General features: G+C 63.6%; 21 protein-coding genes. 14 read left to right on the top strand and 7 right to left on the bottom strand.

All coding sequences use genetic code 11. The annotated features are described in order from the left end of the window. Positions 1 to 35: 35 nt before the first annotated feature. From AAFN84_RS05830 to soxG, 4 genes are read left to right on the top strand one after another with little or no spacing between them, the layout of a single operon-like run. Positions 36 to 1298, top strand: a complete 1263-nt coding sequence (locus tag AAFN84_RS05830; protein ID WP_347513549.1) for a sarcosine oxidase subunit beta family protein — start codon at positions 36 to 38, stop codon at positions 1296 to 1298. Positions 1299 to 1300: 2 nt separating this feature from the next. Then, positions 1301 to 1561: a sarcosine oxidase subunit delta gene (locus tag AAFN84_RS05825; protein ID WP_347513548.1), complete on the top strand. Its 261-nt coding sequence runs from the start codon at positions 1301 to 1303 to the stop codon at positions 1559 to 1561. Continuing rightward, the gene (locus AAFN84_RS05820) at positions 1561 to 4557 is read left to right on the top strand and encodes a sarcosine oxidase subunit alpha family protein (RefSeq protein ID WP_347513547.1); all 2997 of its coding nucleotides are present in this window, start codon (positions 1561 to 1563) and stop codon (positions 4555 to 4557) included. Before AAFN84_RS05825 ends, AAFN84_RS05820 begins: the two co-directional genes overlap by 1 nt. Next, positions 4550 to 5137, top strand: coding sequence for a sarcosine oxidase subunit gamma family protein (gene soxG / locus AAFN84_RS05815; protein ID WP_347513546.1), 588 nt, complete (start codon positions 4550 to 4552; stop codon positions 5135 to 5137). Before AAFN84_RS05820 ends, soxG begins: the two co-directional genes overlap by 8 nt. A 46-nt stretch (positions 5138 to 5183) precedes the next feature. Here soxG and AAFN84_RS05810 read toward each other — a convergent pair whose 3' ends face one another. Then, entirely contained in the window at positions 5184 to 5894 is a 711-nt protein-coding gene (locus AAFN84_RS05810; protein WP_347513545.1) for a nitroreductase, read from the bottom strand. Positions 5895 to 6178: 284 nt separating this feature from the next. Here AAFN84_RS05810 and AAFN84_RS05805 point away from each other — a divergent pair, with 284 nt between their 5' ends. Further along, the gene (locus AAFN84_RS05805; protein WP_347513544.1) at positions 6179 to 7363 is read left to right on the top strand and encodes a pyridoxal phosphate-dependent aminotransferase; all 1185 of its coding nucleotides are present in this window, start codon (positions 6179 to 6181) and stop codon (positions 7361 to 7363) included. A 21-nt stretch (positions 7364 to 7384) separates the two neighbouring features. On the opposite strand, the gene AAFN84_RS05800 is transcribed toward AAFN84_RS05805, so the two are convergent. Further along, complete coding sequence (locus AAFN84_RS05800; RefSeq protein WP_347513543.1) at positions 7385 to 7693, bottom strand: hypothetical protein; 309 nt, start codon at positions 7691 to 7693, stop codon at positions 7385 to 7387. A gap of 177 nt (positions 7694 to 7870) precedes the next feature. Here AAFN84_RS05800 and AAFN84_RS05795 point away from each other — a divergent pair, with 177 nt between their 5' ends. Beyond that, positions 7871 to 9037 (top strand): diphosphate--fructose-6-phosphate 1-phosphotransferase, encoded by a 1167-nt coding sequence (locus AAFN84_RS05795; RefSeq protein WP_347513807.1) that lies wholly within the window; start codon positions 7871 to 7873, stop codon positions 9035 to 9037. A 10-nt stretch (positions 9038 to 9047) separates the two neighbouring features. On the opposite strand, the gene AAFN84_RS05790 is transcribed toward AAFN84_RS05795, so the two are convergent. The 3 genes from AAFN84_RS05790 to AAFN84_RS05780 all read right to left on the bottom strand — a co-directional run bounded on the left by AAFN84_RS05790 (position 9048) and on the right by AAFN84_RS05780 (position 12485). Further along, positions 9048 to 10142, bottom strand: a complete 1095-nt coding sequence (locus AAFN84_RS05790; RefSeq protein ID WP_347513542.1) for a Xaa-Pro peptidase family protein — start codon at positions 10140 to 10142, stop codon at positions 9048 to 9050. Positions 10143 to 10224: 82 nt separating this feature from the next. Beyond that, positions 10225 to 11817: an ABC transporter substrate-binding protein gene (locus AAFN84_RS05785; RefSeq protein ID WP_347513541.1), complete on the bottom strand. Its 1593-nt coding sequence runs from the start codon at positions 11815 to 11817 to the stop codon at positions 10225 to 10227. Beyond that, positions 11814 to 12485 (bottom strand): cupin domain-containing protein, encoded by a 672-nt coding sequence (locus AAFN84_RS05780; protein ID WP_347513540.1) that lies wholly within the window; start codon positions 12483 to 12485, stop codon positions 11814 to 11816. The genes AAFN84_RS05785 and AAFN84_RS05780 overlap by 4 nt, the downstream gene beginning before the upstream one ends. 42 nt (positions 12486 to 12527) lie before the next feature. On the opposite strand from AAFN84_RS05780, the gene AAFN84_RS05775 reads away from it, so the two are divergent. From AAFN84_RS05775 to AAFN84_RS05755, 5 genes are read left to right on the top strand one after another with little or no spacing between them, the layout of a single operon-like run. Next, entirely contained in the window at positions 12528 to 13694 is a 1167-nt protein-coding gene (locus tag AAFN84_RS05775; protein WP_347513539.1) for an ABC transporter permease, read from the top strand. A gap of 11 nt (positions 13695 to 13705) precedes the next feature. Beyond that, a complete protein-coding gene (locus AAFN84_RS05770) occupies positions 13706 to 14608 on the top strand; it encodes an ABC transporter permease (protein ID WP_347513538.1) in 903 nt (300 codons plus the stop codon). Further along, positions 14605 to 15441, top strand: a complete 837-nt coding sequence (locus AAFN84_RS05765) for an ABC transporter ATP-binding protein (RefSeq protein WP_347513537.1) — start codon at positions 14605 to 14607, stop codon at positions 15439 to 15441. Before AAFN84_RS05770 ends, AAFN84_RS05765 begins: the two co-directional genes overlap by 4 nt. Further along, positions 15438 to 16178: an ABC transporter ATP-binding protein gene (locus AAFN84_RS05760; RefSeq protein WP_347513536.1), complete on the top strand. Its 741-nt coding sequence runs from the start codon at positions 15438 to 15440 to the stop codon at positions 16176 to 16178. Before AAFN84_RS05765 ends, AAFN84_RS05760 begins: the two co-directional genes overlap by 4 nt. 12 nt (positions 16179 to 16190) lie before the next feature. Then, entirely contained in the window at positions 16191 to 16700 is a 510-nt protein-coding gene (locus AAFN84_RS05755; protein ID WP_347513535.1) for a GAF domain-containing protein, read from the top strand. Here the strand turns inward: AAFN84_RS05755 and AAFN84_RS05750 are convergent. Further along, positions 16697 to 16882 carry a DUF3008 family protein gene (locus AAFN84_RS05750; protein WP_347513534.1) on the bottom strand — a complete coding sequence of 62 codons (186 nt, stop codon included), beginning with the start codon at positions 16880 to 16882 and terminating at the stop codon, positions 16697 to 16699. The genes AAFN84_RS05755 and AAFN84_RS05750 overlap by 4 nt on opposite strands. 274 nt (positions 16883 to 17156) lie before the next feature. Between AAFN84_RS05750 and AAFN84_RS05745 the strand changes: the two genes are divergently transcribed. Together AAFN84_RS05745 and AAFN84_RS05740 are read left to right on the top strand one after the other, a co-directional pair. Next, positions 17157 to 19052 carry an autotransporter assembly complex family protein gene (locus AAFN84_RS05745; protein ID WP_347513533.1) on the top strand — a complete coding sequence of 632 codons (1896 nt, stop codon included), beginning with the start codon at positions 17157 to 17159 and terminating at the stop codon, positions 19050 to 19052. Beyond that, entirely contained in the window at positions 19052 to 23656 is a 4605-nt protein-coding gene (locus AAFN84_RS05740; protein ID WP_347513532.1) for a translocation/assembly module TamB domain-containing protein, read from the top strand. Before AAFN84_RS05745 ends, AAFN84_RS05740 begins: the two co-directional genes overlap by 1 nt. An 18-nt stretch (positions 23657 to 23674) precedes the next feature. On the opposite strand, the gene AAFN84_RS05735 is transcribed toward AAFN84_RS05740, so the two are convergent. After that, complete coding sequence (locus AAFN84_RS05735) at positions 23675 to 24052, bottom strand: hypothetical protein (protein WP_347513531.1); 378 nt, start codon at positions 24050 to 24052, stop codon at positions 23675 to 23677. 370 nt (positions 24053 to 24422) lie between these two features. On the opposite strand from AAFN84_RS05735, the gene AAFN84_RS05730 reads away from it, so the two are divergent. After that, a complete protein-coding gene (locus AAFN84_RS05730) occupies positions 24423 to 25862 on the top strand; it encodes an aldehyde dehydrogenase family protein (protein WP_347513530.1) in 1440 nt (479 codons plus the stop codon). Positions 25863 to 25887 lie beyond the last annotated feature (25 nt).

Raw genomic sequence — 25887 nt, 5'->3', positions numbered from 1 at the left:
GCTATAGGCTCAACCAGCAAAGTCGGCTGGGAATCATGGCAGAATATTCCGCTTTTTCGCTCCTCCGGAACGCATTGTCCGGCAACCGCGACTGGAAGCCCGCATGGCGCAAGCCGGACCCCAAGCCCGAATACGACGTCATCGTCGTCGGTGGTGGCGGCCATGGTCTTGCAACGGCCTACTACCTCGCCCGCGAGCATGGGATCAGCAATGTCGCGGTGCTTGAGAAGGGCTGGCTCGGCTCCGGCAATATCGGCCGCAACACGACGATCGTGCGCTCGAACTACATGCTGCCGCAGAACTCTCGCTTCTATGAGCATTCCATGAAGCTGTGGGAGAATCTCTCCCACGATCTCAACTACAACGTGATGTTTTCCCAGCGCGGCATCCTCAACCTAGCGCATACGCCTTCGCAACTCGACGATTTCGCACGGCGCGGCAATGCGATGCGCCATGAAGGCATCGACGCGGAGCTGATCGTCGGCGCAAAGAACGTCGCAAGGCTGGTGCCCGGCCTCGACGTCTCGCCGTCGGCTCGCTTCCCGATCGTCGGAGGACTAATGCAGCCCCGTGCCGGCACCGCCCGGCACGACGCTGTCGCCTGGGGCTATGCGCGCGCCGCCGACCGGCGCGGAGTCGACATTGTCGAGAATTGCGAAGTCACCGGCTTCCTGCGCGAAGGCGAAAGGATCGTCGGCGTTACCACGAGCCGTGGCGAGATCAGGGCGAAGAAGGTCGCGGTCGCCGTCGCGGGCTCGACCGGGCGCGTGATGAAGCTCGCAGGCATCGACGACCTGCCGATCGAGAGCCACGTGCTGCAGGCCTTCGTTTCGGAATCGCTGAAGCCGGTTCTGCACACTGTCGTGACGTTCGGCGCGGGCCATCTCTATGCCTCGCAGTCGGACAAGGGCGGGCTCGTGTTCGGCGGCGACATCGACGGATACAATTCCTACGCGCAACGCGGCAATCTGCCGATCGTCGAGGACGTGGCCAGCGAGTTCGTTGCCATGTTCCCCGGCTTTTCGCGCGTGAGGCTGTTGCGCTCGTGGGGCGGCATCATGGACATGTCGATGGATGGCTCGCCCATCATCACCACCGGGCCGCTGCCGGGAATGTATCTCAACAGCGGCTGGTGCTACGGCGGCTTCAAGGCGACACCGGCGTCAGGCTGGTGCTTTGCCTGGACGATCGCCCGCGACGAACCGCACTCCCTCAACGCCGCCTTCACGCTCGACCGGTTCAAGCGCGGCATGCTGATTGACGAAAAGGGCGTCGGAGCGACGCCGAGGCTGCACTGAAAATGCTGATTGCCTGCCCCTATTGCGGCCCGCGCGACCAGGCCGAGTTCACCTATCAGGGCGACGCTACCCGGAAACGGCCGGATCCGGCCTCGACCGACAGCGCGGCCTGGGAAGCATATGTGTATGACCGCGCCAATCCGGCCGGAAACCACCGCGAATACTGGCAGCATGCCGGCGGCTGCCGATCGCATCTGGTCGTGACGCGCGACACACTGACTCACGAAATCTCCTCCGTTGCCTTTGCACGGGAGGCGATGTGATGACGCAGCAACGCATGACGTCCGGTGGTCGTATCGACCGTTCTCGCACAATCCGCTTCAGCTTCGACGGCAAGTCGCTTGTGGGCCATCCGGGCGACACACTCGCATCGGCACTGCTGGCCAACGGCGTCTCGCTCGTTGCGCGATCGTTCAAGTATCATCGCCCGCGCGGCGTTTTCTCCGCTGGCGTCGATGAGCCCTCGGCGCTCGTCACGATCCTGCGCGGCGATGTGCGCGAACCCAACCTGCCCGCAACCCAGGTCGAGATCTTCGACGGGATGGTTGCCGAGAGCCAGAACCGCTTTCCCTCGCTCGAATTCGACGTCGGCGCGTTGAACGGTCTCGCCGGCGGGATCTTGTCGGCCGGCTTCTACTACAAGACCTTCATGGGCCCGGTCTTCGGGCCGCTGAAGGGCACGCGATTCTGGATGGCCTGCGAATGGTTCATCCGGCGCGCTGCGGGCCTTGGCCGCGCCGGTCACGGCAAGGACCCAGAGCGCTACGAGAAGATGAATGCGTTTTGCGACGTGCTCGTCGTGGGATCGGGTCCGGCGGGGCTGACGGCCGCAAAGGCCGCCGCCGATGCCGGAAAGCGCGTGATCCTCGCCGAACAGGATCCGGTTCCAGGCGGCAGCGCCTTGTGGAGCGGCGAGACCATCGACGGCATCGCTGCCTCCGAATGGGCGCGGCTATCGGTCGATGCCTTGAGCGCCCTGGAGACAGTGCAAATCCTGCCGCGCACCGGCGTCTGGGGCTACTATGATTCTAACACGCTCGCCGCCCTCGAGCGCGTGTCGGACCACAAGCAGTCCAGCGCGCCGGGCGAGCCGCGCCATCGGCATTGGGTGATCCGCGCGCAGAAGGTCGTGCTCGCCACCGGCGCGCTCGAAAGGCCGATCGTATTTCCCGGAAACGACCGGCCCGGCGTGATGCTCGCTGGCGCCGCCGAGCGCTATGTCAACGAATATGGCGTTGCGCCGGGTGAACGCATCGCGATCTTCACCAACAACGACAGTGCCTATCGGGCCGCGGCCGCACTGCATCGGGCGGGAAAGCGCGTGGCGGCGATCATCGACGTCCGGCGCGAGGTATCGTCTGCCGCACTCGCGCTCGTGAAGGACATGCGCGCCGAGCACATTCCCGGCCACGCCGTGGTCTCCACAAGCGGCGGCAAGCGTCTGTCGGGCATTTCCATAAGACGGTATGAGATCAGCAGCGGTGACGTTTCGGGGCCGTTGCGCACGATCGACGTCGATTGCCTCGCCGTTTCCGGCGGCTGGTCGCCCGCGATCCATCTCGCAAGCCAGGCCGGAGGCCACGCCCGGTGGGACGAACGGCTCCAGGCGTTTCTTCCGCCCTCGCCGATGCAAGGCTGGATCGGCGCAGGCGCATTCACCGGGGCCTTCACGACGCAGGAGGCGATCATCGAGGGTGCTGCTGCCGGTGCTGCAGCGGCGGGTGCGAAAGCCTCGCGCCGCAAACCGCCGCAAGCCGAGTCAGCAGATCTCGACGTGACGCCCGCGCCCGTGTTCGAAATCCGCGCACCGGGCAAGGCATTCGTCGACCTCCAGCACGACGTGACCGCCGAAGACGTGCGTCTTGCTCACCGTGAAGGCTACGTGTCGGTCGAGCATCTCAAGCGCTACACCACGCTGGGCATGGCAACCGACCAGGGCAAAGGCTCGAACGTGCCCGGTCTCGCGATCATGGCGGCGGCGGCGGGCAAGTCCATTCCTGAAACAGGCACGACGCGTTTCCGCCCGCCATTCACCCCGGTCTCGCTCGGATCTCTTGCAGCCGAGCGGCATGGCGATCTGCGGCCCGAACGATTGACGCCGATGCACGACTGGCATGTCGAGCGCGGTGCGCGCATGCTGGCCGCCGGCCTGTGGTTCCGCCCGCAGATTTACGCGCAGCCGGGCGAGACGCTCGAACAGGCCTATATCCGCGAGGCGGCGGCCGTGCGCAGCGGCGTCGGGATCGTCGACGTCTCCACCCTCGGCAAGATCGCCGTGCAGGGGCCGGATGCGGCGGCGTTTCTCGACCGCGTCTACACCAGCATGTTTTCCACGCTTCCCGTCGGCAAGGCGCGCTACGGCCTGATGTTGCGTGAAGATGGCCTTGCCATGGACGACGGCACCACGTGGCGGCTGGGGGAGCACGAGTTCCTCATGACGACCACCACCGCCAATGCCGGCAAGGTGATGCAGCATCTCGAATATCTGCTGGATGTCGCATGGCCCGACCTGCGCGTCCATCTCACGTCGGTGACCGATCAATGGGCCGGAGCGGCGGTTGCCGGACCGAAGTCACGCGACGTGCTCGCGGCCTGCGTGGAGGGGACCGCGGTGGACAACGCCACGCTGCCGTTCATGGGCATCGTGCGCGGCGAGATCGGCGGCTTGCCGGTGATGATCTGCCGACTGTCGTTCTCCGGCGAGCTTGCCTATGAAGTGTATTGCGGCGCGGGTCATGGCCAGCATGTCTGGGACGCGCTGATGGCAGCCGGCGCGGCCCACGATATCGTGCCTTACGGGCTCGAGGCACTCGGCACCCTGCGCATCGAGAAGGGCCACGTCACCGGCTCCGAGATCGACGGCCGCACCACCGCACGCGATCTGCATCTCGACTGGATGCTGTCGAAGAAGAAGCCTTTCGTCGGCTCGGCGATGATGGACCGCGAAGGGCTTGTCGCGCCGGACCGGCTGCAGCTCGTTGGGATCATGTCGCTCGATGGCCGTGCCGTGTCCAATGGTGCGCATATCGTCGGCACGGAACCGACACCGGACGATCCGAATGGCTCGATCGGGCATGTCACGGCAAACTGCTTCTCGCCTGCGCTGGGAAAATATGTTGGTCTGGCGCTGGTCCAGGGCGGCAAATCGCGCCTCGGCAATCGGGCCTGGGTCTCCGATCCGCTGCGCAGCCGCTTCGGCCCGGTCGAGATTGTCAGCCACCATATGGTCGATCCAGAAGGAACCCGAATGCATGGCTGAGCCGATTTCACCACTGGCGGATGCCTATCGTCCCGGCTCGCATGGCAATGTCGCGCGAGGCGTAGGCGTTTCCATTTTTGAAACGAGCCCGGGTTCCATCATCGAGGTGTCGGCCTGGCGCGGCGGCGAACACGCACTGGTTGCAGCGATCACCGAGGCGACCGGACTGGCGCTTTCGGCCGAGCCCAATTCAGGCGCTGTGAGCGGCCAGAGGTCGGGCTTCGGCGTCGCGCCGGGCCGCTTCCTGCTGGTCGACCAGGCCGAGGGCCTCGGGCAGGTATTGCTTTCCGCGCTTCCGATCGACCTGGGCACCGTCACCGACCTGTCGCATGGCCGCACTGCAATTGGCATCGAGGGCGAGAAGGTCGAGTGGGTTCTGGCGAAGTTCTTCGCGCTCGATTTCTCGACAGCCGCATTCCCGGTCGAATCCGGTCGCGCCACGGTCCATCATGATGTTCTGGCGCAGATCCAGAGAACCGGCGCCAAGCGCTTCGACCTCTACGTCTTCCGCTCGTTCGCGCGCTCGTTCTGGACTGCGCTTTGCCACGGGGCCGAAGAGGTCGGCTGCGAGGTGCGCTGACGCCCAATGCCTGGCGTCTCGCACGACGCCGGCGCCAAGCTGTACTTTATTTGACGAAAGTGACGAACTCTTCGAGCGGCGCGCGTTCGCTGCGGAGCTGATTCTCCGGCTTGCTCTCGTCCTCGTAGCCGAGGGCCATGCCGCACACGACGACCTCTTCCTGCGGTATCTCGAGCAGCGGCCGGATCTGCTTGTGATACGGCGCGAAGGCGGCTTGCGGGCAGGTGTGCAGCCCCCTGCCCCTTGCGGCGATCATGATCGACTGCAGGAACATGCCGTGGTCGAGCCATGAACCCACGTTGAGCCGGCGATCGATGGTGAAGATCATGCCAACGGGCGCGTCGAAGAAGACGAAGTTGCGATCGTGCTGCGCACGCATGCGCTCGACGTCACGCCGCCCGATGTCGAGTAGGTTGTAGAGCGCGAAGCCGACGGCACGGCGGCGCGTCAGGTAGGGTTCGAAGAACTGGTCCGGATAGTAACGGTATTCGTCCCAGACCGCCTTCTCCGCCCGAATCCCTGAGTTCAGGATCGCATCGGACACGGCCTGCTTCTTTTCGCCGGTGACGACGTAGACTTTCCACGGCTGCATGTTGGTGCCCGAGGGAGCACGCGCCGCAACCGTCAGGATGTCGCGCACCATCTCGTCTTCCACCGGCTTCGACAGGAACGCACGCACCGAGCGCCGCGAGGTGAGTGCCTCGTCGACGATGTCTGTTTCGCCAATTTCGGGGATCGTGCCGTCGGAAGCCAACATGCCCAGCCTTTCGGTATGCCGCGGGGGCCGACCTGTAGCGGTCTGTATGAAAACGACGCATCGCATAGGCCAATGTTGCGCGGCAAGCAAATCCTTTGGCCCAAACGCCAGTGTTGGCTGTGCCTCCACGGCTCGTCGCAGATATGGGAGGCGCTGTCAGCAGGCAGCCGCCCACGGCTGGACAAGCGAAACGCACTCTGCATGCTGGGCAAACATCGTGGCCCAAGCCGTCCCGTTCAGCGGATGCAGCGGCCCGAACCGCAACCAACGCAAAGAGCAGACCAATGCCACGACTTTCATCGCGCGTTTCCGGCATCACGCCATCCGGCAAGGATGGCTGGGAGGTGCATTTCGAAGCGTCGTTGCGCCGTCAGGCGGGCGAACCGATCATCATGCTCTCTGTGGGAGACCACGACTTTCACACGCCGGAAGCGACCGTGGAAGCATGCGTGCGGGAGGTCCGCGCCGGCCATCACCACTACACCCACCTGCCCGGCATGCCACGGCTTCGCGCGGCGATGGCGAACGTCACGACCGCTTGCACCGGCATCGATACGAGTGCGAACCAGATTCTGGCCGCACCCGGAGGTCAGGCGGCGCTGTTCGCCGCCACGCTGGCAACGGTCGACCCCGGCGACCATGCGATCATCATCGCGCCATACTACGCGACCTATCCGCCAACCTTCCGCGCGGCCGGGGCGGAATTTTCCGTCGTCGAAGCCCACGCAGAACGAGGCTTCCAGCCGGATTACGCCGATATCGAACGGGCCGTGCGGCCCAACACACGTGCGATCCTCATCAATACGCCGAACAATCCCACCGGCGCCGTCTATACGCGTGAAACGCTCGAAGGCATCGCCCGGGTCTGCCGCGAGCACGACCTGTGGCTGATATCCGACGAGGTCTACTGGACGATTACCGGCGGACGGCAGCATCTTTCGCCACGTTCCTTGCCGGGCATGGCCGAGCGTACGTTGGTGGTCAACTCGATGTCGAAGAGCCATGGCATGACCGGCTGGCGCATTGGTTGGCTTACCGGGCCGGAGGACGTGATCGGTACGCTGATCAGTCTCAATCTCGTCTCGACCTATGGCTTGCCGGATTTTGTCTCGCGCGCTGCAATCGACGCGCTGGAGAACGGTCATGGGGTGGCCGACATCGCCGAGCGCTACGGCACCCGCCGCCAGGTGTTTCTCGACGCCATACGTGGCAGCAACCACGCCACCGTACGAGGCTCGGAAGGTGGCATGTATGTGATGCTGGACATCTCAGCGATTGAACCCGACTGCGAGGTCTTCGCCTGGCAATTGCTCAATTCGGAGAAGATCGCCGTTATGCCGGGCGGCAGTTTCGGCGATTCCGCCAAGGGTCACATCCGGATCAGCCTGTGCCAGCCGGACGATGTTCTGCGCCAGGCAGCGACACGACTGGCGCAGTTTCTCGACAGTTACGAGCGAAAGGCAGCGTGACAAGGACGCCGCCTGCAATGTCTATCGCGTCAGGACGTAACGCCGATCAACCGGATCCACGACCTCGCATCGATAGACCGGGCATGAACCTGTGTCCTGCGAGGCGATATGGGTCCGCACGCCCACTTCGGCAGTCGAGAAGCACTGCCATCTGTTGCGTACGAAGCGATCATAGGTGTGCTGGCCGGTCGTCATGACGACCGCGCCGCGATCCTCGATCAGCGACTGAACCTGCCCACAGGACAGACTGCGCGAGTCGGGGCGATTCTGCGCCTGAGCCGCCGTCGCGGCAAGCAGGCTCGCTGCAATGATCAAGCCAATTCTCTTCATCTCGATACTCCTCGGCTGGCATCCCTTCCCGACACTATCTATCGCATCTGACCGCGACGCCCAGTCGCCGGAACGCCGACGCGCGCAATCGTGATCGCCGCTTTCGAACCGCCCCTGATCGTGGCATGGTCCCCTAGCGTTTTGAGAAGCATGAACAATCAGGGAGACGCGCCCGCCATGGGACCGACATTCGTCATCGCGCAAGGCGGCGGACCGACCGCAGTGATCAACCAGACGCTTGTGGGCGCCGCCCTGGAAGCCCGTCGCCGCCATCCCGGCTGCCGCGTTCTCGGCGCGCGCTTCGGGGTGCGCGGCATCCGCGACGGAGACTATGTCGATCTGACCCAGCGCTCGGAAGAAGAACTCCGCCGCATCGCCGCGACCCCGAGTGCCGCGCTGGGCTCGACCCGCGACAAGCCGGACGCGGCCTATTGCGAAATGATCCTGAAAGGGCTTCGCGAAGCCGGCGCCGACGCATTCATTTATATCGGCGGCAACGATACCTCGGGCACGCAGGCGATATTGCGCGACGCTTCCGGCGGCGACATGAGCTTCGTGCACGCCCCCAAGACGATCGACAACGACCTCATGGAGAACGACCACACACCCGGCTACATTTCGGCTGCCGAATTCGTCGCCGGCGCGTTTCTCTCCGTCGATCTCGACTTTCGCGCGCTTCCGGGAATCTATGCGGGCATCGTGATGGGCCGACATGCCGGCTTCCTTACCGCAGCATCGGCGGCCTGGCGGATCGATGACGATGCCGGACCCCACCTCGTCTACGTTCCCGAACGGGCATTCGAACGCAAACGATTCGTTGACGACGTCAAACGGACGATGGCCCGCCACGGCCGTTGCATCGTCGCGATATCGGAGGGCGTGTCCGCGCCATCGGGAAAGTCGCTGGTCGAAGAACTGGTGCATCCCGACATGCTGGAGCGCGACGCCCACGGCAATGTCCGCTTGTCAGGCACCGATCTGGGCCAGGCGATCGAACGCATCCTTTCCGAGGACCTGAAAGGCATACGCTCGCGCGTCGACACATTCGGATACCTGCCGCGCGGCAATATCGGCATGATCAGCCCCGTCGACGCAAAGGAGGCCTACGATGCCGGCGTCTTCGCCGTCGACGTGGTGTCACGCGGTGGAGGCTCGGTGGCCCTGCAAGAAGAAGATGGCCTCACCGTCATGCGCCAGGTGCCGCTTGAAAACGTCGCCGGCAAGACACGTCACATGCCAGACGACTTTCTCGATTCGGAGGAAAACCGGCTTTCGGATAAAGGCCATGACTATCTGGATCGGCTTTTGCCGAGGAAGTTCGAGCCGGGGCGGCCGTTTGTTTGACGGCTAATCTCTACGCGACATAAGCGTCGCGCGGCAGTTCCGAGAAGATCTCAGGCCCGTCGGCGCGCAGGATCACGATGTCCTCCAGCCGGATGCCGAAGCGGCCAGGCAGGTAGATGCCTGGCTCGATCGAGAACACCATGCCCTCCTCCAGGACCACATCGGACGTCGCGGTGATGTAAGGCGGTTCGTGGGCGTCGATACCCAATCCGTGCCCCGTCCGGTGTACGAAATAGTCGCCATAGCCGGCATCGGCGATCACATCGCGTGCAGCCCGGTCGACGTCGCTTGCCTTCGCGCCGGGTTTTGCGGCGGCAAGTGCCGCTTGGACCGCCCGTTCGACGATCGCATGAACCTCGCGGTAGCCTTCGGGTTCCTCACCGATGATCGCCATGCGCGTCATGTCGCTGGGATATCCGTCGAGACGGCCGCCAATGTCCAGCACGACCGCGTCGCCTGTCTTCAGGACACGATCGCCGGTGGCATGATGGGGATGCGCTCCATTCTCGCTGGCGCCAACGATCCAGAACAGCGGCTGCCCGCCGTTCTGCGAAAAATGTCCGCGCACCACCTCGGCAACCGCGTTTTCCGTCATGCCCGGCTTGAGCGCCGCCCGTGCCGCCTTCATGGCGGCGTCGTTCAGCAGCGCGCAGGCCTTGAGGCGGCGATACTCGTCCTCGTCCTTGATCGATCGCAGCAATCCCAGCGTGTCCTGCGTGAATGCGCGCGGGAGCACGGGCAACGCGTCGGCCAGCAGAAACGCGAAATCGGCACGCATCGTCTCGTCGATCACGATGCGGCCCGTGCGCTGCGGGAAGATGGCATCGATCGCGGCGGAGAGCGCAGCGTCGGGACCCGTCGCGTCCGCCCATTCGAACATCGGCAGATCGCTGTGGAGCCTGGCGGCTTCCGCATTCAAGGCAGGCATGAGGAATCCCGCCTTTTCGGGCCCCACCAGCAGGAGGCAGGGGCGCTCGTCCGGATGCGGATAAAAGCCAGCCAACCACTGCATGTGAGAGCCAGGCCCAATAGCGACCAGCCCGGTGCCGGTCTGTTTCATGGCTGCGCGCAACCGTGCCATGCGCTCGGCGAAAACACTACTCACGACGATACCTCCGGCAAATCAATTCAAGAATGGTTTGCGGGCCGCCCATGGCCCCAGGCGGCCCGCATCACCTATCGCTGGGTCAGTTCTTGTCGACGAGACGATAGAAGACGAAGTCGGAAGTGGCGCCGTTGACGAAGCCCTCGACCTGCGGCGCCATGCCCACCTGCTTGACCGCCTGGAACATGATCACGAAGGGCGACGTCTCCTGAACCTGCTTTTGCAGGTCGATATACATCTCGTTGCGCTTGTCTGCGTCAGGCTCGGCCAAAGCGGCGAGGGTCTGCTGGTTCATCTCCTCGGGAACGGCCCACGCGTTGCGCCACGTTGTCGTCGACGCATATTTGTCGTCCGAATTGTCGGCATTGTAGGCGAACGCCTTGGCGTTGGAGTGTGGGTCCATGAAGTCCGGGCCCCAGTAGAGCAGCATCGCCTCATGGGTACGGGCCCGATACTTGGTGATCACCTGCGCGCCGGTGCCCGGCAGGATCTCGAAGTTGATGCCCGCATCGGCGAAGGTCGACTGCAGCGACTGCGCGATGTCTGTGAAAGGTGTCGAATTGATCACGTCCATCGTCACGCTGATCGGCAGTTCTACGCCGGCATCCGCGAGGATCTGTTTTGCCTTTTCGGGGTCATAGGTGAAGGGCGTCTCTTCGAGCGCGCCCGGAAACCCAGACGGCCAGAAGGCTTGATGAACCTGCATCTGACCCTTGAGGAAGGTTTCCGTCATTCCCTCGTAATCCACGAGGTACCGCGAGGCTTCCCACAGTGCCTCATTGGTCAGTGCGTCGACTTTCTGGTTGAACGAGATCCAGTGAACGGCCGCCTGCGGATAGGTCTCGATCTTGACCGCGTCGCTGCCCTCTAGCGAGCCGATCTGGTCAGGCGTCAAGTTTTTGGCCATGTCGACATCGCTTGATTCCAGCAGAAGCTGCTGGGTTGCCGCTTCGGCGACGTGGCGGATGATGACGGAGCTGACCCCCGGCGCTCCCTTGAAATAGTCGGGGTTGGCGTCCAGCGTCGCGATCTCGGCCGGCCGGTAGACGCGAAGCTTGAATGGGCCGCTGCCCGCCGTATTGGCGTTCAGCCAGCCGTTTCCAAGGTCTCCGTCAGTCTCGTGCTCCATCACCGTCACCTCGTCGACGACGGATGCCGGACGGGAAGCGAGCACGTTGAGGACGAAGTTGGGCGAGAAGTCGCCTTCGTATTTGATGGTGACCGTGTTGTCGCCGAGCGTCACCATCTCGTCGATATTGTCTTTCGTCCAGCCGAGCTGCGTGAGGATGAATGCCGGCGCCTTCTCCAGCACGACGACACGCTTGAACGAAAACAGCACGTCTTGCGGCCGCACCGGATTGCCGGAGTGGAACGTCACGCCGTCGCGCATGGTGAAGGTGATCGTTTTGGCGGCTTCGTCGACGGACCATTCCGAGGCAAGGCCGCCGGCAAGCGTTTCAAGGTCCTCCGGCTCGTACTGCACGAGGCGGTCGTAGAGGTTGGTAACGAGTTCGCCGGACGAGAATTCATAGGCCTGCGCCGGATCGATCGCGACGATGTCGTCGATGTTCTGCGCCACGACGAGCACGTCCGCCGGGGTGGCCGCATACATCGAAGTGAGCGGTATCGCCGAGGAAATCATTGCTGCCATAACGGCTTGTCTGAATATCTTCATGTTCTTATTCTCCCATCTGAGGTTGAATGGTTGAGTTCGGTCACCACGTCTCGGTCTTCCGCCCTCGCCTCTCGGTCGCCTTCCTGCCTTGGGCGCAGGAGCGACATCGTGCCCGTCCAGAGGATGCGGGCGATGCCGTTGCTTTCATTCGCCCAGCTATGGTGGCTGGAGCCGCGAAAATGAAGGCTGTCGCCGGCGCGAAGCCTGATCGTCTCGCCGTCGACGGTCTGCGTGATATCGCCTTCCAGCACATAGAGGAGTTCGTCGCCCTCATGGTGCACCATCTCCGAATGGTGGCCGGGCGGCACGATCATGATGAAGGACGACAGCCCCCTGCCGGGAAACTCGGCATGCAGGCGCTCATACATCACCGACGAACCTGGCAGCGAAAAGGTTGCGCGTTCGTCGGCGCGCGTGACGCCGCTGCCGATCGAGGGCGTCGCAATGAAATAGTCGACATCGACCCCTAGCCCCCGCGCTATCCCCGCGAGAGCCCCGAGCGACGGTGTTGCCTGGTCACGCTCGACCTGGCTGAGGAAGCCGACAGACAGTCCGGCCGCGTCACCCAATGCCTGCAGCGTCATATCGAGCTGCCGCCGACGCGCGCGGATCAGCGCGCCCATGCGCGGCTGGCTTGACGTCTGGGTGTCCGCCTGAGGGATATTCACAGCGTCCGGCGCTCCATCAAAATTTTTTTGATAGAAGCAAAAATGTTTGTATTATCCAAGTCGAAATTTCTGGACGCGTGCGTTTTCCTCGGGCTGGATCTGCGCCGTCACGTGATGATCAGGGAAGCCGGGCCATTGTCGATCGAGCCAGCAACCGAGCCGTATGCGGGGCCGAGCGCGACCCGTTCGAAGGCAGGCCGACGCTTTGCCGCCTCGTTCGGTGGCTTCGTGGCGACCATCGCCTTTACCTTCCTCGGACTGCTCGCCATCACCTTCTTCATCGGCCGCGTGGTGCCGATTGATCCGGTGCTTGCCGTGGTGGGCGATCGCGCTCCCCAGGAAGTCTATGATCGCGTCCGCGTCGAGATGGGGCTCGACCGTCCGCTCGTCGTCCAGTTCTTCTCCTATGTCGGCGAGGTCGTCACCGGCGATTTCGGCCAGTCGGTCACCACCGGCAGGCCCGTCATCGAGGACCTGGTGCGGGTGTTTCCCGCGACGCTCGAAATGGCGACGCTGGGCATCATCATCGGCGTGGCTCTTGGCGTACCGATGGGTGTTTGGGCAGCGTCAAAGCAGGGATCGATCACCGACCAGGTCATTCGCGTCGTCGGACTGCTCGGCTATTCGGTGCCGGCGTTCTGGCTCGGCCTTATCGGGCTTCTGCTGTTCTACGCCCGCCTGCAATGGGTCGGCGGCCCCGGGCGCCTCGACATCTATTATGATGGCCTGATCCCGACCGTCACCGGCCTGATGCTGGTCGACAGCATCATCGCCGGCGACTGGACAGTGTTCTGGAACGCGGTCAGCCATTTGGTGCTGCCCGCCTCGATCCTCGGCTTCTTCAGCCTTGCCTATATCGCGCGCATGACGCGGTCCTTCATGCTCGACCAGCTCAACCAGGAATATGTCGTGACCGCCCGTGTAAAGGGCGTGCCTGAGCGACAAGTTATCTGGCGCCACGCCTTCCGGCCCATCCGCGTCCCGTTGATCACCGTGATCGGCCTGTCCTATGCCGGCCTGCTTGAAGGATCGGTGATGATCGAGACCGTGTTTTCGTGGCCCGGGATCGGCAATTATCTCACTTCCGCCCTGCTCAATGCCGACATGAACGCCGTGCTGGGCGCCACCCTCGTCATCGGATCCGTTTTCATCGCCATCAACAAGATCTCCGACGTGCTCTACCGCGTCCTCGATCCGAGAGCGGGGTGACGGGAATGAGCATGAGCACCCGGGATTGGCTTCTCACCGAGTCCCCTGCCTCGCGCATGCAGGCACGGCTGGGTCGTTCCTATCGCGTCATGCTGGCATTGCTGCACAATCCGCTTGCCGTTGTCGGCGCGCTGATCATCCTGACGCTGGTCGTCCTTGCGCTGTTCGCGCCGTGGTTTGCAACCCACTCACCCTATAGCGGACAGCTCACCGAGCGGCTCCTGCCCCCGAGCGCCGAATACTGGCTCGGGACCGACGAACTCGGGCGCGATATCTGGTCGCGCATCGTCTATGGCGCACGCATCACACTCGTAATCGTATTGCTGGTGGCAGCGATCGCAGCGCCGCTCGGTCTCGTCATCGGCGCGATCTCCGGCTATTTTGGCGGCTGGACCGATCGAATCCTGATGGGCATCACGGACATCTTCCTGTCCATGCCGAAGCTGATACTCGCCCTCGCCTTCGTCGCGGCGCTCGGACCGGGCATCGAGAACGCGGTGATCGCGATCGCCATCACATCCTGGCCAGCCTATGCACGCATTGCCAGGGCCGAGACACTGACCTTCCGCAACGCCGAATTCATCGCCGCGATCAGGCTGCAGGGAGCGTCCGCCGCACGCGTCATCCTGCGCCACATTCTGCCTTTGTGTTCCTCGTCGGTGATCATACGGGTGACACTCGACATGGCCGGCATCATCCTTACCGCTGCAGGCCTTGGCTTCCTGGGGCTCGGAGCCCAGCCCCCCTTGCCGGAATGGGGTGCGATGATCAGCCGGGGCCGTGTCTTCATCCTCGACCAATGGTGGGTGGCGACGATGCCGGGTTTTGCCATCGTCATCGTCTCGCTCGGGTTCTGCTTCCTCGGCGACGGCCTGCGCGACGTGCTCGATCCGAAGGGTGGAGGCAAGCAATGAGCGCGCCGTTGCTCGACGTGCGGAACCTGCGCGTGCGCTTCCCGACCGCGACCGGTCCCGTCGAGGTCGTGCGGGGCGTGTCGTTCGCGCTTGGCCGCGAGAGACTGGGCATCGTCGGAGAATCCGGCTCCGGCAAGTCGATGACCGGGCGCTCCATCCTGCGCCTCATTCGCCGACCCGGCATTGTCACGGCCGACAGGATGCGGTTCGAAGACAGCGATCTGCTGGACATTTCGGAGCGCGAGATGCGCAAGGTGCGCGGCGCCCGCATCTCGATGGTGATGCAGGACCCGAAATTCTCGCTCAATCCGGTGATCACCGTCGGCGACCAGATCGGTGAGGCGCTGGCCGTTCATGAACGGCTTCCGCGCAGGCAGATCAGGCGGCGCGTGGTGGAGATGCTCGAAGCGGTGCAGATCCGTGATCCCGAACGGGTGTTCGGGCTTTATCCGCACGAAGTGTCCGGCGGCATGGGCCAGCGCATCATGATCGCCATGATGCTCATCCCGGAGCCCGCCATCCTGATTGCGGACGAGCCGACTTCGGCCCTCGACGTCTCTGTCCAGGGCGAAATTCTCAAGATCATCGACGACCTCATCACCAGCAAGGGCATGGGGCTGATCTTCATCAGCCACGATCTCAACCTCGTTTCGGCGTTTTGCGATCGTATCCTGGTGATGTATCGGGGCGAGGTCGTCGAGGAATGCAAGGCGAGCGAACTGGCCAATGCTTCTCATCCCTACACGCGCGGCCTGATCGCATCTGTCCCGAGATTGGACGAGACGCGCGAGGAACTGCCGGTTCTGGATCGCAGCCAGTGGGAGACCAGATGAGCGCGATCTCGTTGCGCGATCTCGACATCGCCTATGGCGATACGCGCGTCGTTGAAGGCATCGACCTGGAGATTGCCGAAGGCGAATCCTTCGGTCTCGTCGGTGAATCCGGATCGGGAAAGTCGACCGTTCTGCGGGCGATCACCGGGCTCGCGACGGAATGGACGGGTGAAATCAGCCTGTATGGTACCCCTCGAGGCAGAACCATCGACAAGCGTTTCGCCGCCCTTTGCCAGATGGTGTTCCAGGACCCGTATGGGTCCCTGCATCCCCGGCAGACGGTCGACGCCACGCTCTCCGAGCCGCTTGCAATCCATGGCATCGGCGATGCCGACAGGCGCGTGCCCAAAATGATGGAAGCATGCGGGCTCGACCCGCGATTCAGGTTCCGGCTGCCGCATCAGCTCTCCGGTGGGCAGCGCCAGCGCGTGGCCATTGCGCGGGCGCTGATGCTGAAACCGAAATTGCTGCTGCTCGATGAACCAACATCAGCGCTCGACGTTTCGGTGCAGGCAGAAATTCTCAACCTGCTCAAGCGCTTGCGCAAGGAACAGGGCCTCACCTACGTTCTCGTCACGCACGACCTCGCCGTGGTCTCCTTCCTGTGTGATCGCTTGGCGGTGATGCGGCAAGGACGCATCGTCGAGGTTGCAGACATTGCCGCATTGAAGACCAGGTCGATGAAAGACCCCTACTCGCGCGAACTCGTCGAAAAGAGCGCGTCGCGCCTTACCTGAGGAAACAGCCCGATGAAATCGAGATCAGTCAGCGCCGCGTTGAACGCATTCAGACGTGCGCTTGGCGAGGAAACGGGAGAAGACGCTCCGTGGATGGCGCTGCAAACACTCGCTCAGCACATTGTCGGCGCGAGGCTTTTTACGGTGACGACCGTCGACATGGAGGCTGAGCTTGCGCGCCGCCTCTACACGAACATGCCCGACGCCTACCCCGTCTCCGGCACCAAGCCGATTACCATCGATCCATGGTTCGAGCAGGTCGTGATCGGGAAGAACCTGTTCGTCGCAAACACGCTGGAAGCGATCGCGGGCCATTTTCCCGACTGGGAACTGATCGGATCGCTCGGATGTCGATCATGCGTCAACATGCCGGTCTTCGTCGGTGGAAAGGTGCTCGGCACGGTCAATATGCTCGACGCAGAAAACCACTTCACGCCCGAGCGCGTCGCTTTGGTCGAGCACCTTCAGATTCCAGCGATCGCCGCGTTTCTTGCAGCCCGCGAGAGGGTCAGCGACGATTAGTCGGACTTCTTGTCGGGTAGGCCCTTGCGCTTTGTTTCGGCGAAGTCCTCCAACTGGTCCTCGCTCATCGATTCGTACATTCCCTTCGAGGCGCCCTTCAGTTCCGCCTTCTTGGTGTCTCCGCGTTTGGCCGACAGAGCGGCGCCGGCCGCCTTCTGCTGTGCTTTCGATTTTGCAGGCATGATCAAACTCCACTCGCACGATTGCGTGATTGGAAACGCGATGTCAGGGAGCAGCGTTCCCGCTTCCCCGGTAACATTCCGTGACCGCTGCCAGTTGGACAATGCGGTCCCCCACCGATAGATTGCCCGTTCGTCATCCCACTAAGCGGATGTTAATGTTATGACATCGAAAATGGCGTCGGGCAGAAGCCATCGTACCCGGCGCCGTCATCGTGTTAAGTAAGGTGTCCGTTTGATCAGGCGCAGATCGCCATTCCGGCACGCAGGCCGCTTGTTGTCGTCGTTGGTCTGCGCCGCGTTCGTCGCCGCACCATTGCCGGCGCATGCATTCGAACTATTCGGGATTCATCTTTTCGGCGAACGGGAACCTGCCGAAGAAGACCTCGTCATCGGCGATCCCCAGACATACGAGATCGAATTCAGCGTCCAGGAAACGGGCGATTCCGACATTGAGGATACGCTGCAATCTGCCTCGAACCTTTGGGGCGAACGGGACGAGCCGGCCTCCGGCGCGGCCGGCTTGATCGCTAAGGCACGCGGCGACTATCGTCGGCTTCTCGCCACGCTTTATTCGGAAGGCCGTTACGGCGGGACCATTTCGATCCTCATCGATGGCCGCGAGGCCTCGGACCTTGCACCGGACGCAACGCTGGCCGAGCCCGCCAGCATCCTCGTCAGTGTTCAGCCCGGTCCCCTGTTCACCTTTCGCCAGGCTGAAATCATCAATGAAGCGCCGCCGGCCCAGGAAGCGAACGATGTCGTGGACGATCCGCGTGAGGATGGCTATGCGCCCGGCGAGATAGCCCGGTCAGGCACGATATTGCGCGCCGAGCGGCTCTCCGTCGAAGCTTGGCGCCAGCAAGGCCACGCAAAGGCAGAAATCGCCGAACGTCGTGTCGAAGCCGCGCACGACACCGATGTCATCGATGCGCGCGTCACCGTTGATCCGGGACGCAGGGCCACGTATGCGCCGGTGGTGGTGCAAGGTACGGAACGCATCGACCCGGAATGGCTGGCCTGGATGACCGGGCTGCAGCCGGGGCAGGAATATGATCCTGATGACCTGACGCGTGCCGGCACGCGTATCGCGAGGCTCGACGTGTTCCGAGCCGCCCGTTTCCAGGAAGCCGACGTGATCGACGAGAACGGCATGCTGCCGATCACCTATATCGTGCAGGAGCGTGAGGCACGCCGCTTCGGTGTCGGCGGAACCTATTCCACGGTCGATGGCCTTGGCCTTGAGACCTTCTGGCTCCACCGCAATCTGTTCGGCCGTGCCGAACGCCTGCGTGTCGAGGCGAAGGTCGCCGGCATCGGCGAGACCTACAAACCAGACGAATTCACCTACCGCGTTGGTGCGAGCTTCGTGAAGCCGGGCGTCTATACGCCCGATACGGACTTCTCCGCCTCGCTGTTCGGCGACCGCGAGGTGCTCGACGCCTACACCCGCACGGCCGTGACCGCGACAGCCGGCTACAGCCACCTCTTCACCGAGGAACTGTCCGGTAAACTCTTCGCCAATGGCGGCTACGCCCGGTTTGAGGACGACGAGTTCGGCGAGCGCGATTTCACCACGCTCGGCCTGTCAGGTCGTCTCGCCTATGACAGTCGCGACGATCCGGCCGACGCCACGCGCGGCGTCTTCCTGGAGGGGTCTCTCGATCCCTTCTATGAATTCCAGTACGAGAACTTTGCTGCTCGTGCAACGGCAGAGGCGCGCGCCTATTACGGTTTCGGCGAGGACAGCCCCTTTGTGCTGGCAGGTCGGCTGAAGCTCGGTGCGCTTGTCGGCCCGCCGATTTCTGAACTGCCGCCGGACATGCTGTTCTTTGCCGGCGGCGGCGGTTCCGTTCGAGGCTACGCCTACCGCAACATCGGCGTGCCGACGGCGGCCGGCAACGTGGTCGGCGGCAGGTCGCTCATCGAAGCGTCGCTCGAAGCGCGCGTGCGCGTCACCGAGACGATCGGGCTCGTCGGCTTCGTCGATGCCGGCTATGTCGGCGAAGAGTCCATTCCGGGCTTCGACGAAGACATACGCATCGGCGTCGGTGCCGGCCTGCGCTATCTCACCGGCCTCGGACCGATCCGCCTCGATGTTGCGATGCCCCTCGACCGACGCTCCGGCGATCCCAGTGTCGCGATCTATGTCGGCATAGGACAGGCCTTCTGATGCGCATTCTTTCTACGCTTCTGCTGCTGCTCTTCGCTTTCCCTGCCTTCCCGCAGGATGAGACACCGGAAGAAGAGCGCGGCCTGTTCCTCTCATTCGTCGAGGACCGCCTTTCTGCGCCAAATCGGCAGATCCGCATCCAGAACATCCAAGGTGCGCTATCGTCGAATGCGCAGGTGGAACTCATTACGGTCGCCGACGACGAGGGTGTGTGGCTACGCATCGAGAACGCATCGATCGTCTGGAGTCGTTCGGCACTGATATTCAGCCAGCGGCTGCAGATCGACACGCTGTCTGCCGACCGCATCGAGGTCGTGCGGCGTCCGATCCCCGACGAGAGCCTTCCATCCCCCGAATCGAGCGGGTTCGCGGTACCCGAATTGCCGATCGCGGTTAATCTCGATGAATTGCAGGCACCGTCGATCAGCTTCGGCCGCGACGTATTCGGCCTCGAATCGGAGCTGTCCGTGACCGGCCGCATCAATCTGGCCGACGGCTCGCTCGATACTGCGCTCGACATCACGCGCCTCGATGGGCCCGGCGGCGAGTTTTCCCTGGATGCCGCCTACGCCAACGCCAGCGAACAACTCGAACTGGACCTCACTTTGTCGGAGCCGGAAAACGGCATCGTGGCAAATCTGCTGAACATCGAGGGTCGCCCCCCCGTCGACCTCAGCGTCGCCGGCAGCGGTCCGTTGTCGTCACTCGACGTCGAGCTCACGCTGGATGCTGCGGGAGAACGGATATTGACCGGCGCCACGCAGCTTCGCCAGCAGGACGGAGGACTTGGCTACGCAGCCCAGCTTTCGGGGCCTATCGCGCAGCTCATCCCGGCGCAGTTTCGCGACTTCTTCGGCGCTGAGACAACGCTGGACGCGCGCGGCCTCGTCAAGGACGGGGGCGGCATGCGTCTCGACGCGCTCAGCCTGGAGAGCGCGGCTCTCGAACTCGCTGCGAGCGCGGAGACAAGCGCCGATGGCTTCCTGCGCCGCCTGAACCTCGACGCCTCCGTTGATGACGGGACCGGCGACCCGATCCTGCTGCCAGTGCCCGGTGGCCAGACGACCGTCCAAGGTGCCAACCTCGTACTGTCGTTCGGCGAGAGCGCAGACGAGGAGTGGTCGGGCGCTATCACCATCGAGGAGCTGGCGACGCCTGACTTCACCGCAAGCCGCGCAACTTTTGATCTCGGCGGGCAGGCTCGGAACCTCGACATCGCGGCAGAGCGTAGCGTCACTTTTGGCGTCGACGGGCTCATGTCGGGGATCATCGCGACACGGGCGGACATCGGCGAAGCGCTGGGCGAGGAGATTTCGCTCGACGTCGATGGATCATGGAACGCCGGAGAGCCGATTGAGCTTGCCAATGCGATCCTCTCGGGCAATGGGCTGTCCGTTTCCTTGCAGGGAGACATTGCCGACCTGGCATTCAATGGCGACCTCGCGGTGGAAGCCGAGAGCATCGCGCCGTTTTCTGGCATGGCCGGACGCGACCTCCAAGGGGCGATCGAGCTTCGTGCCAGAGGCGAAGTCAGGCCCGTCAGCGGCGCCTTCGATCTCACCATCGACAGCACGGCCGACGAGTTGCGGATCGGCATAGAGGCCGCTGACAATCTGCTTGGCGGTATCACCACCATTACTGGCCGCGTGGCGCGTGGCGAAACCGGGCTGGTGGCCGACGATCTGCGCATCGGCAATGACCGAATCGAATTGACGGCCGACGGCACTTTCGCTTCCGAGGCTGCGGATTTCGACTATGCGCTGACTCTTTCTGACCTGGCACTTGTCACCCAGCAGGCCGAGGGCCGCCTGGAAGCCAGCGGCCGTGCCTCCGGAACGGACGGCGTCATCACATTGACGACGATGGCGTCCGTGCCGCAGGGACGTCTCGCGGGAAAGCAACTGTCGGAGGCGCGCGTCACATTCGAAGGCACGCTGCAGGATTCGGCGCTTGACGGAACGCTGGGCGGTGATGCCTTCCTCGAAGGCGTCCGCGTGCAGCTTGCCGCCGGCATCGGCATCGCCGACGGTTCGCAGCGGCTGACCGACCTGGATTTCACCGCGGGCGGCGCACGCGCGACGGGCGCCCTCACCCGCGGTCCGACCGGCCTCGTCGACGGCGAACTGCTCGTCGACGCACCGGACATTTCGACGGCCGCGGCCTTGGCGCTTGTCGAGGCAAGCGGCGCTGTAGACGCGAGAGTCACCCTCTCCTCTACACAGGAAGGCCGCCAGAACGTTGAAGCGCAGGCCACCGTGCGGACGTTCCGCCTTGATCAGACCGCCGTCGAAAGTGCCGAACTTGAAGCGACCGTCGTCGATCTGTTCAACGTGCCCGCCATCGACGGTACGGTTCGCGCGCAGGGCGTCGTCGCCGGCGGCGTGAACGTCGCCACATTGAGCGCCGAGGCGCAGAGCTCGGGCGGAACCACACAGTTCGAAGCCGACGCCACGCTCGATAACGGCGCCGAAGCACGTGCTGTCGGAACGCTCGCACCGGAAGGCAACGGCTACCGTGTCAGTCTCGAAGAGGCTTCATTCGGACAAGGCGTCGTCGCGGCACGCCTTCTCGAGCCGGCATCGCTTCTCGTTGACGGCGATGCGATCGACATCGATGCACTGGTCGTCGACGTGGCCGGTGGCCGTATTGCCGCCGATGGGCGGATCGCCAACACGATCGAGATGACGGTCGACGTAACGCAGCTTCCGCTGTCGATCGCCAATCTGGTGCGCCCCGATCTCGACCTTGGCGGCACTATCGATGCGCAGGCCGAAATCGGCGGCACCCGCGATGCGCCTGACGCACGCTTCACCCTTCGCGGCCAGACCATCACGGCGGCAGCACTGCGGCAAGCCGGACAAAGCGCGCTCAACGTCGAAGCGACCGGCAGCACCAGCGGGCAGCGCCTCAACATCGACGCGTCCGTCACGAGCCCGGAGGGCCTTCGCGCTTCGGCGCAGGGCGCCATACCTCTCGACGATGGGCAGATCGCGCTCGATGTCGACCTCGACGCGTTTCCTCTGGCGGCTTTGAACACCGCCGTTCCGGGGCAGGATCTCGGCGGCACGATCTCCGGCGCCGCAAGTGTCAGCGGAACGATCGCAGCTCCGCAGGCGACGTTCGACATTCGCGGTGCCAGCCTTCGCGCAGCACCACTCGCCGCAGCAGGAATTCAGTCTCTCGAAGCGACAGCCATCGGGCGCTTCGTCGACCAGACCGTCACGCTTTCGTCTGTGTCCGTCACCGGGCCGCAAGGCCTCCGCCTTGATGCAAGCGGCACTGTTCCGCTTTCCGGCGGCGGCCTTTCGATCAATCTCAACGGCTCTGCGCCATTGACGCTTGCCAACCAGTTCCTCGCAGACCGTGGTACCCAGCTCTCCGGTACGGTGGAACTCAACGGCACGGTTTCGGGAAGCCTCCAGCAACCGGCGATCCGCGGCATGGCCTCGACCACCGGCGCGCAGGTCGTAGACCCGGACAGCAATGTGCGCCTGCGCGACATCAACGTGATGGCCTCGATCGATGGGGAAACGGTCACGATCCGTTCGGCCAATGCGGCGCTGGCAACCGGCGGTGCCATCAACGCCAGCGGCACCATATCGACGAATGCTGCCGCAGGCTTTCCCGCCGACATCCGGGTTGGTCTCGACAGTGCGCGTTATGCCGATGGGGACATGGTGGTCGCGACCGTTAGCGGCAATCTTGCCGTCTCAGGCGCGCTGTTGCGCGACCCGCTGCTGTCTGGCGAATTGAACGTGGAGCGCGCGGAAATCTCGGTCCCGGACAACTTCTCCGGCAGTGCGGCCGCGATCGATGTCATTCACCGAAATCCGCCTCCCGGCGTCCGGCAGACGCTCGTCCGCGCTCGCGCAAACGACGGCACCCCGACGCCGAGCGCACGCCCCAGCGTGCTGAGATTGAACGTAGGCATCAACGCCCCGGCGCGCATCTTCGTGCGCGGACGCGGGCTCGACACCGAACTCGGCGGTCGGCTCCAACTGACCGGGCCGGTCACAGACATCCAGCCCGTGGGTGGCTTCGAGATGATCCGGGGACGCCTGTCGATCCTCGGCCAGCGCATCACCTTCGAAGAAGGCACGGTGACCCTGGTGGGAGACCTCGATCCATTCCTCAACTTCGTTGCTCGCTCCGGCAGCGGTGACGTCACGGTGTTCATCACGGTGAGCGGGCGCGTTTCCGAACTGGACATCTCGTTCTCTTCGCAGCCGGAACTGCCCGAAGACGAGGTCCTCGCTCAGTTGATCTTCAATCGAAGCATGAGCGAACTCTCAGCCTTCCAGATCGCCCAGCTTGCTGCTGCCGCCGCCGAACTCGCCGGCGGAGGCAACACGTCGCTTCTGGGAAGTCTGCGCAATGCCGCCGGGCTCGACGATCTCGACATCGTCACCGACAGCGAAGGCAACGCTGCCGTGCGCGCGGGCCGCTATATCCAGGACAACATCTACCTGGGCGTTGAGGCTGGCGCGCAAGGCACGACACGCGGCACGATCAATCTCGACATCACCGAAGACCTGAAGGCGCGTGGCTCGGTCGGAAGCGACGGCGACAGCTCAGTCGGCGTGTTCTTCGAGCGCGACTACTGAGCTGACACCCTGCACGACTTAGGCCCGCTCCTTCCGCGGTCCACCGGTCGTCGTGTTGGACGTTGCCGACACAGGGTCGCTGGCCGGAAAGGTATCTTCCAACCCTTCCTCAAGCTCGCCTTCGCCGTTGGCCTGAGCACGCTGCTCAGCGTGAAGCGAACGCGTTGCGGCCGTCTCCTTGGAGTGTTCCGTCGCCGTATCGGGTTCGAGAGCCCTACGGATGGGTTCCGGAGCGGGCTGTTTTTCCTCTTCCTCGTAAAGACGGCGCGTTGCCTGGCGCTGGGCGACAGCCTCGCCCGTCGAGCGCGTACGTCTCGTCAGCAGTGCGTACGCGATCGCGGCACCGATGATGAGTGGGCCGCCAATGACGGCAAAGAGCCATAATGTCTCGGTCATGATCAGTCTCCTTTGATCTACAACGCGACAACCGGTTTTTTGCTCCGGTCTGCGCTGCCCGATTTCTGCGCCTTGCGACCCGGTATTCCGAGATTGCACAACTGCCATGCAGAAATAATGGTTGCACAAACCAGCGGCAACGAGATAGGTCAGTGTTACTGACGATCTACCTCCTCCCAGATTGTCAGTATCGGATGCGACGAACCTCCTCCCTCGTCGCATATCAGATCGGGCCCGCTGCACCTCCTCCCGCAGCGGGCCTTTTCTTTTTGCGTCTGCCGTTCCCGTGCGCACGTCGCCTCAGTGGTATCGTTCGAACGGCGTTTTCGCTAAGACACCCAGCACAACGATGCGCTTCGAGGAGACATTCATGCTTCGCAGGACCGATTTCTACATCGACGGCAAGTGGGTTGCGCCGACCGCGCCACGCGAGCTTGAGGTGGTCAATCCCGCTGACGAGCAGCCTTTTGCCGTCATATCGCTCGGCGCGGCGGCGGACGTCGACAAGGCGGTCGCAGCGGCCCGCAGGGCCTTTGGCCCGTGGGCGGCAACGCCCCTGGATCAACGTGTTGGGCTGCTCGAAAAGCTGCTTGACGTCTACAATGCCCGTGCCGACGAGATGGCCAAGGCGATCAGCAGCGAAATGGGCGCCCCCCTTAAGCTCGCGATCGAGGAACAGGCAGCAGCCGGAAGCTACCATATCAAGAACTTCATCAGGACGCTGAAGGCGTTCGCGTTCGATCACGCTCTCGACGAGCGCTACCCGCAGGAACGCATCATCCGGGAGCCGATCGGCGTTTGCGGCCTCATCACGCCGTGGAACTGGCCGATGAACCAGGTCGCTCTCAAGGTGGTGCCGGCCGTCGGAGTGGGTTGCACCGTGGTGCTCAAGCCTTCCGAGATCGCGCCGATGTCGTCGCTGCTCTTTGCCGAGTTCATGGACGAGGCAGGCTTTCCGGCGGGCGTCTTCAACCTCGTCAATGGCGACGGGCTGGGCGTCGGGGAAGCAATGTCGCGCCATCCAGACATCGACATGATGTCGTTCACCGGCTCCACGCGGGCCGGCGTGGCGGTCACGAAAGGCTCTGCCGATACCGTCAAGCGCGTCACGCTGGAACTGGGCGGAAAATCGCCGAACCTCGTCTTCGCCGATGCGGATCTCGAGGATGCCGTCATGCGCGGGCTCGATCACTGCTTCGAGAACACGGGGCAGTCGTGCAACGCGCCGACACGGATGCTTGTGGAACGGCCCGTCTATGATCGCGCGGTAGAGATCGCAGAGCGCCATGCGAAGGCAGCCAAGGTAGGAAATCCAGCGGAAGATGGTGGCCATATCGGCCCGCTCGTCTCGCAGGCTCAGTTCGACAAGGTTCAGGGCCTCATCGAGATCGGCATCAAGGAAGGCGCGCGGCTTCTGGCAGGGGGGCCAGGCCGTCCCGAGGGGTTCAACCGTGGCTACTATGTGCGCCCCACCGTGTTCGCCGACGTGACCAGCGAGATGACGATCGCGCGAGAGGAGATATTCGGCCCGGTGCTCGCGATGATCCCCTTCGAGACCGAGGAAGAGGCGATCCGCATCGCCAATGACACGCCGTACGGCCTCGCCAGCTATGTGCAGACGGGCGACCCGGAACGTGCAAGGCGCGTATCGCGCCAGTTGCAGGCCGGCATGGTCCAGGTCAACGGCGCCAGCCGCGCACCCGGCAGCCCGTTTGGCGGCTACAAGCAGTCTGGCCTCGGTCGCGAGGGCGGCAAATTCGGCATCGAGGACTTCCTGGAAATCAAGGCCGTATCCGGCTGGCCGACATAACCGACTGGACATTTCGTCCCCTGCG

The sequence above is a fragment of the Mesorhizobium sp. CAU 1741 genome (assembly GCF_039839275.1).
Classification (GTDB): domain Bacteria; phylum Pseudomonadota; class Alphaproteobacteria; order Rhizobiales; family Rhizobiaceae; genus Aerobium.
Note: the sequence above shows the minus strand (reverse complement) of the source record. Positions and strands in the feature narration are given on the sequence as shown.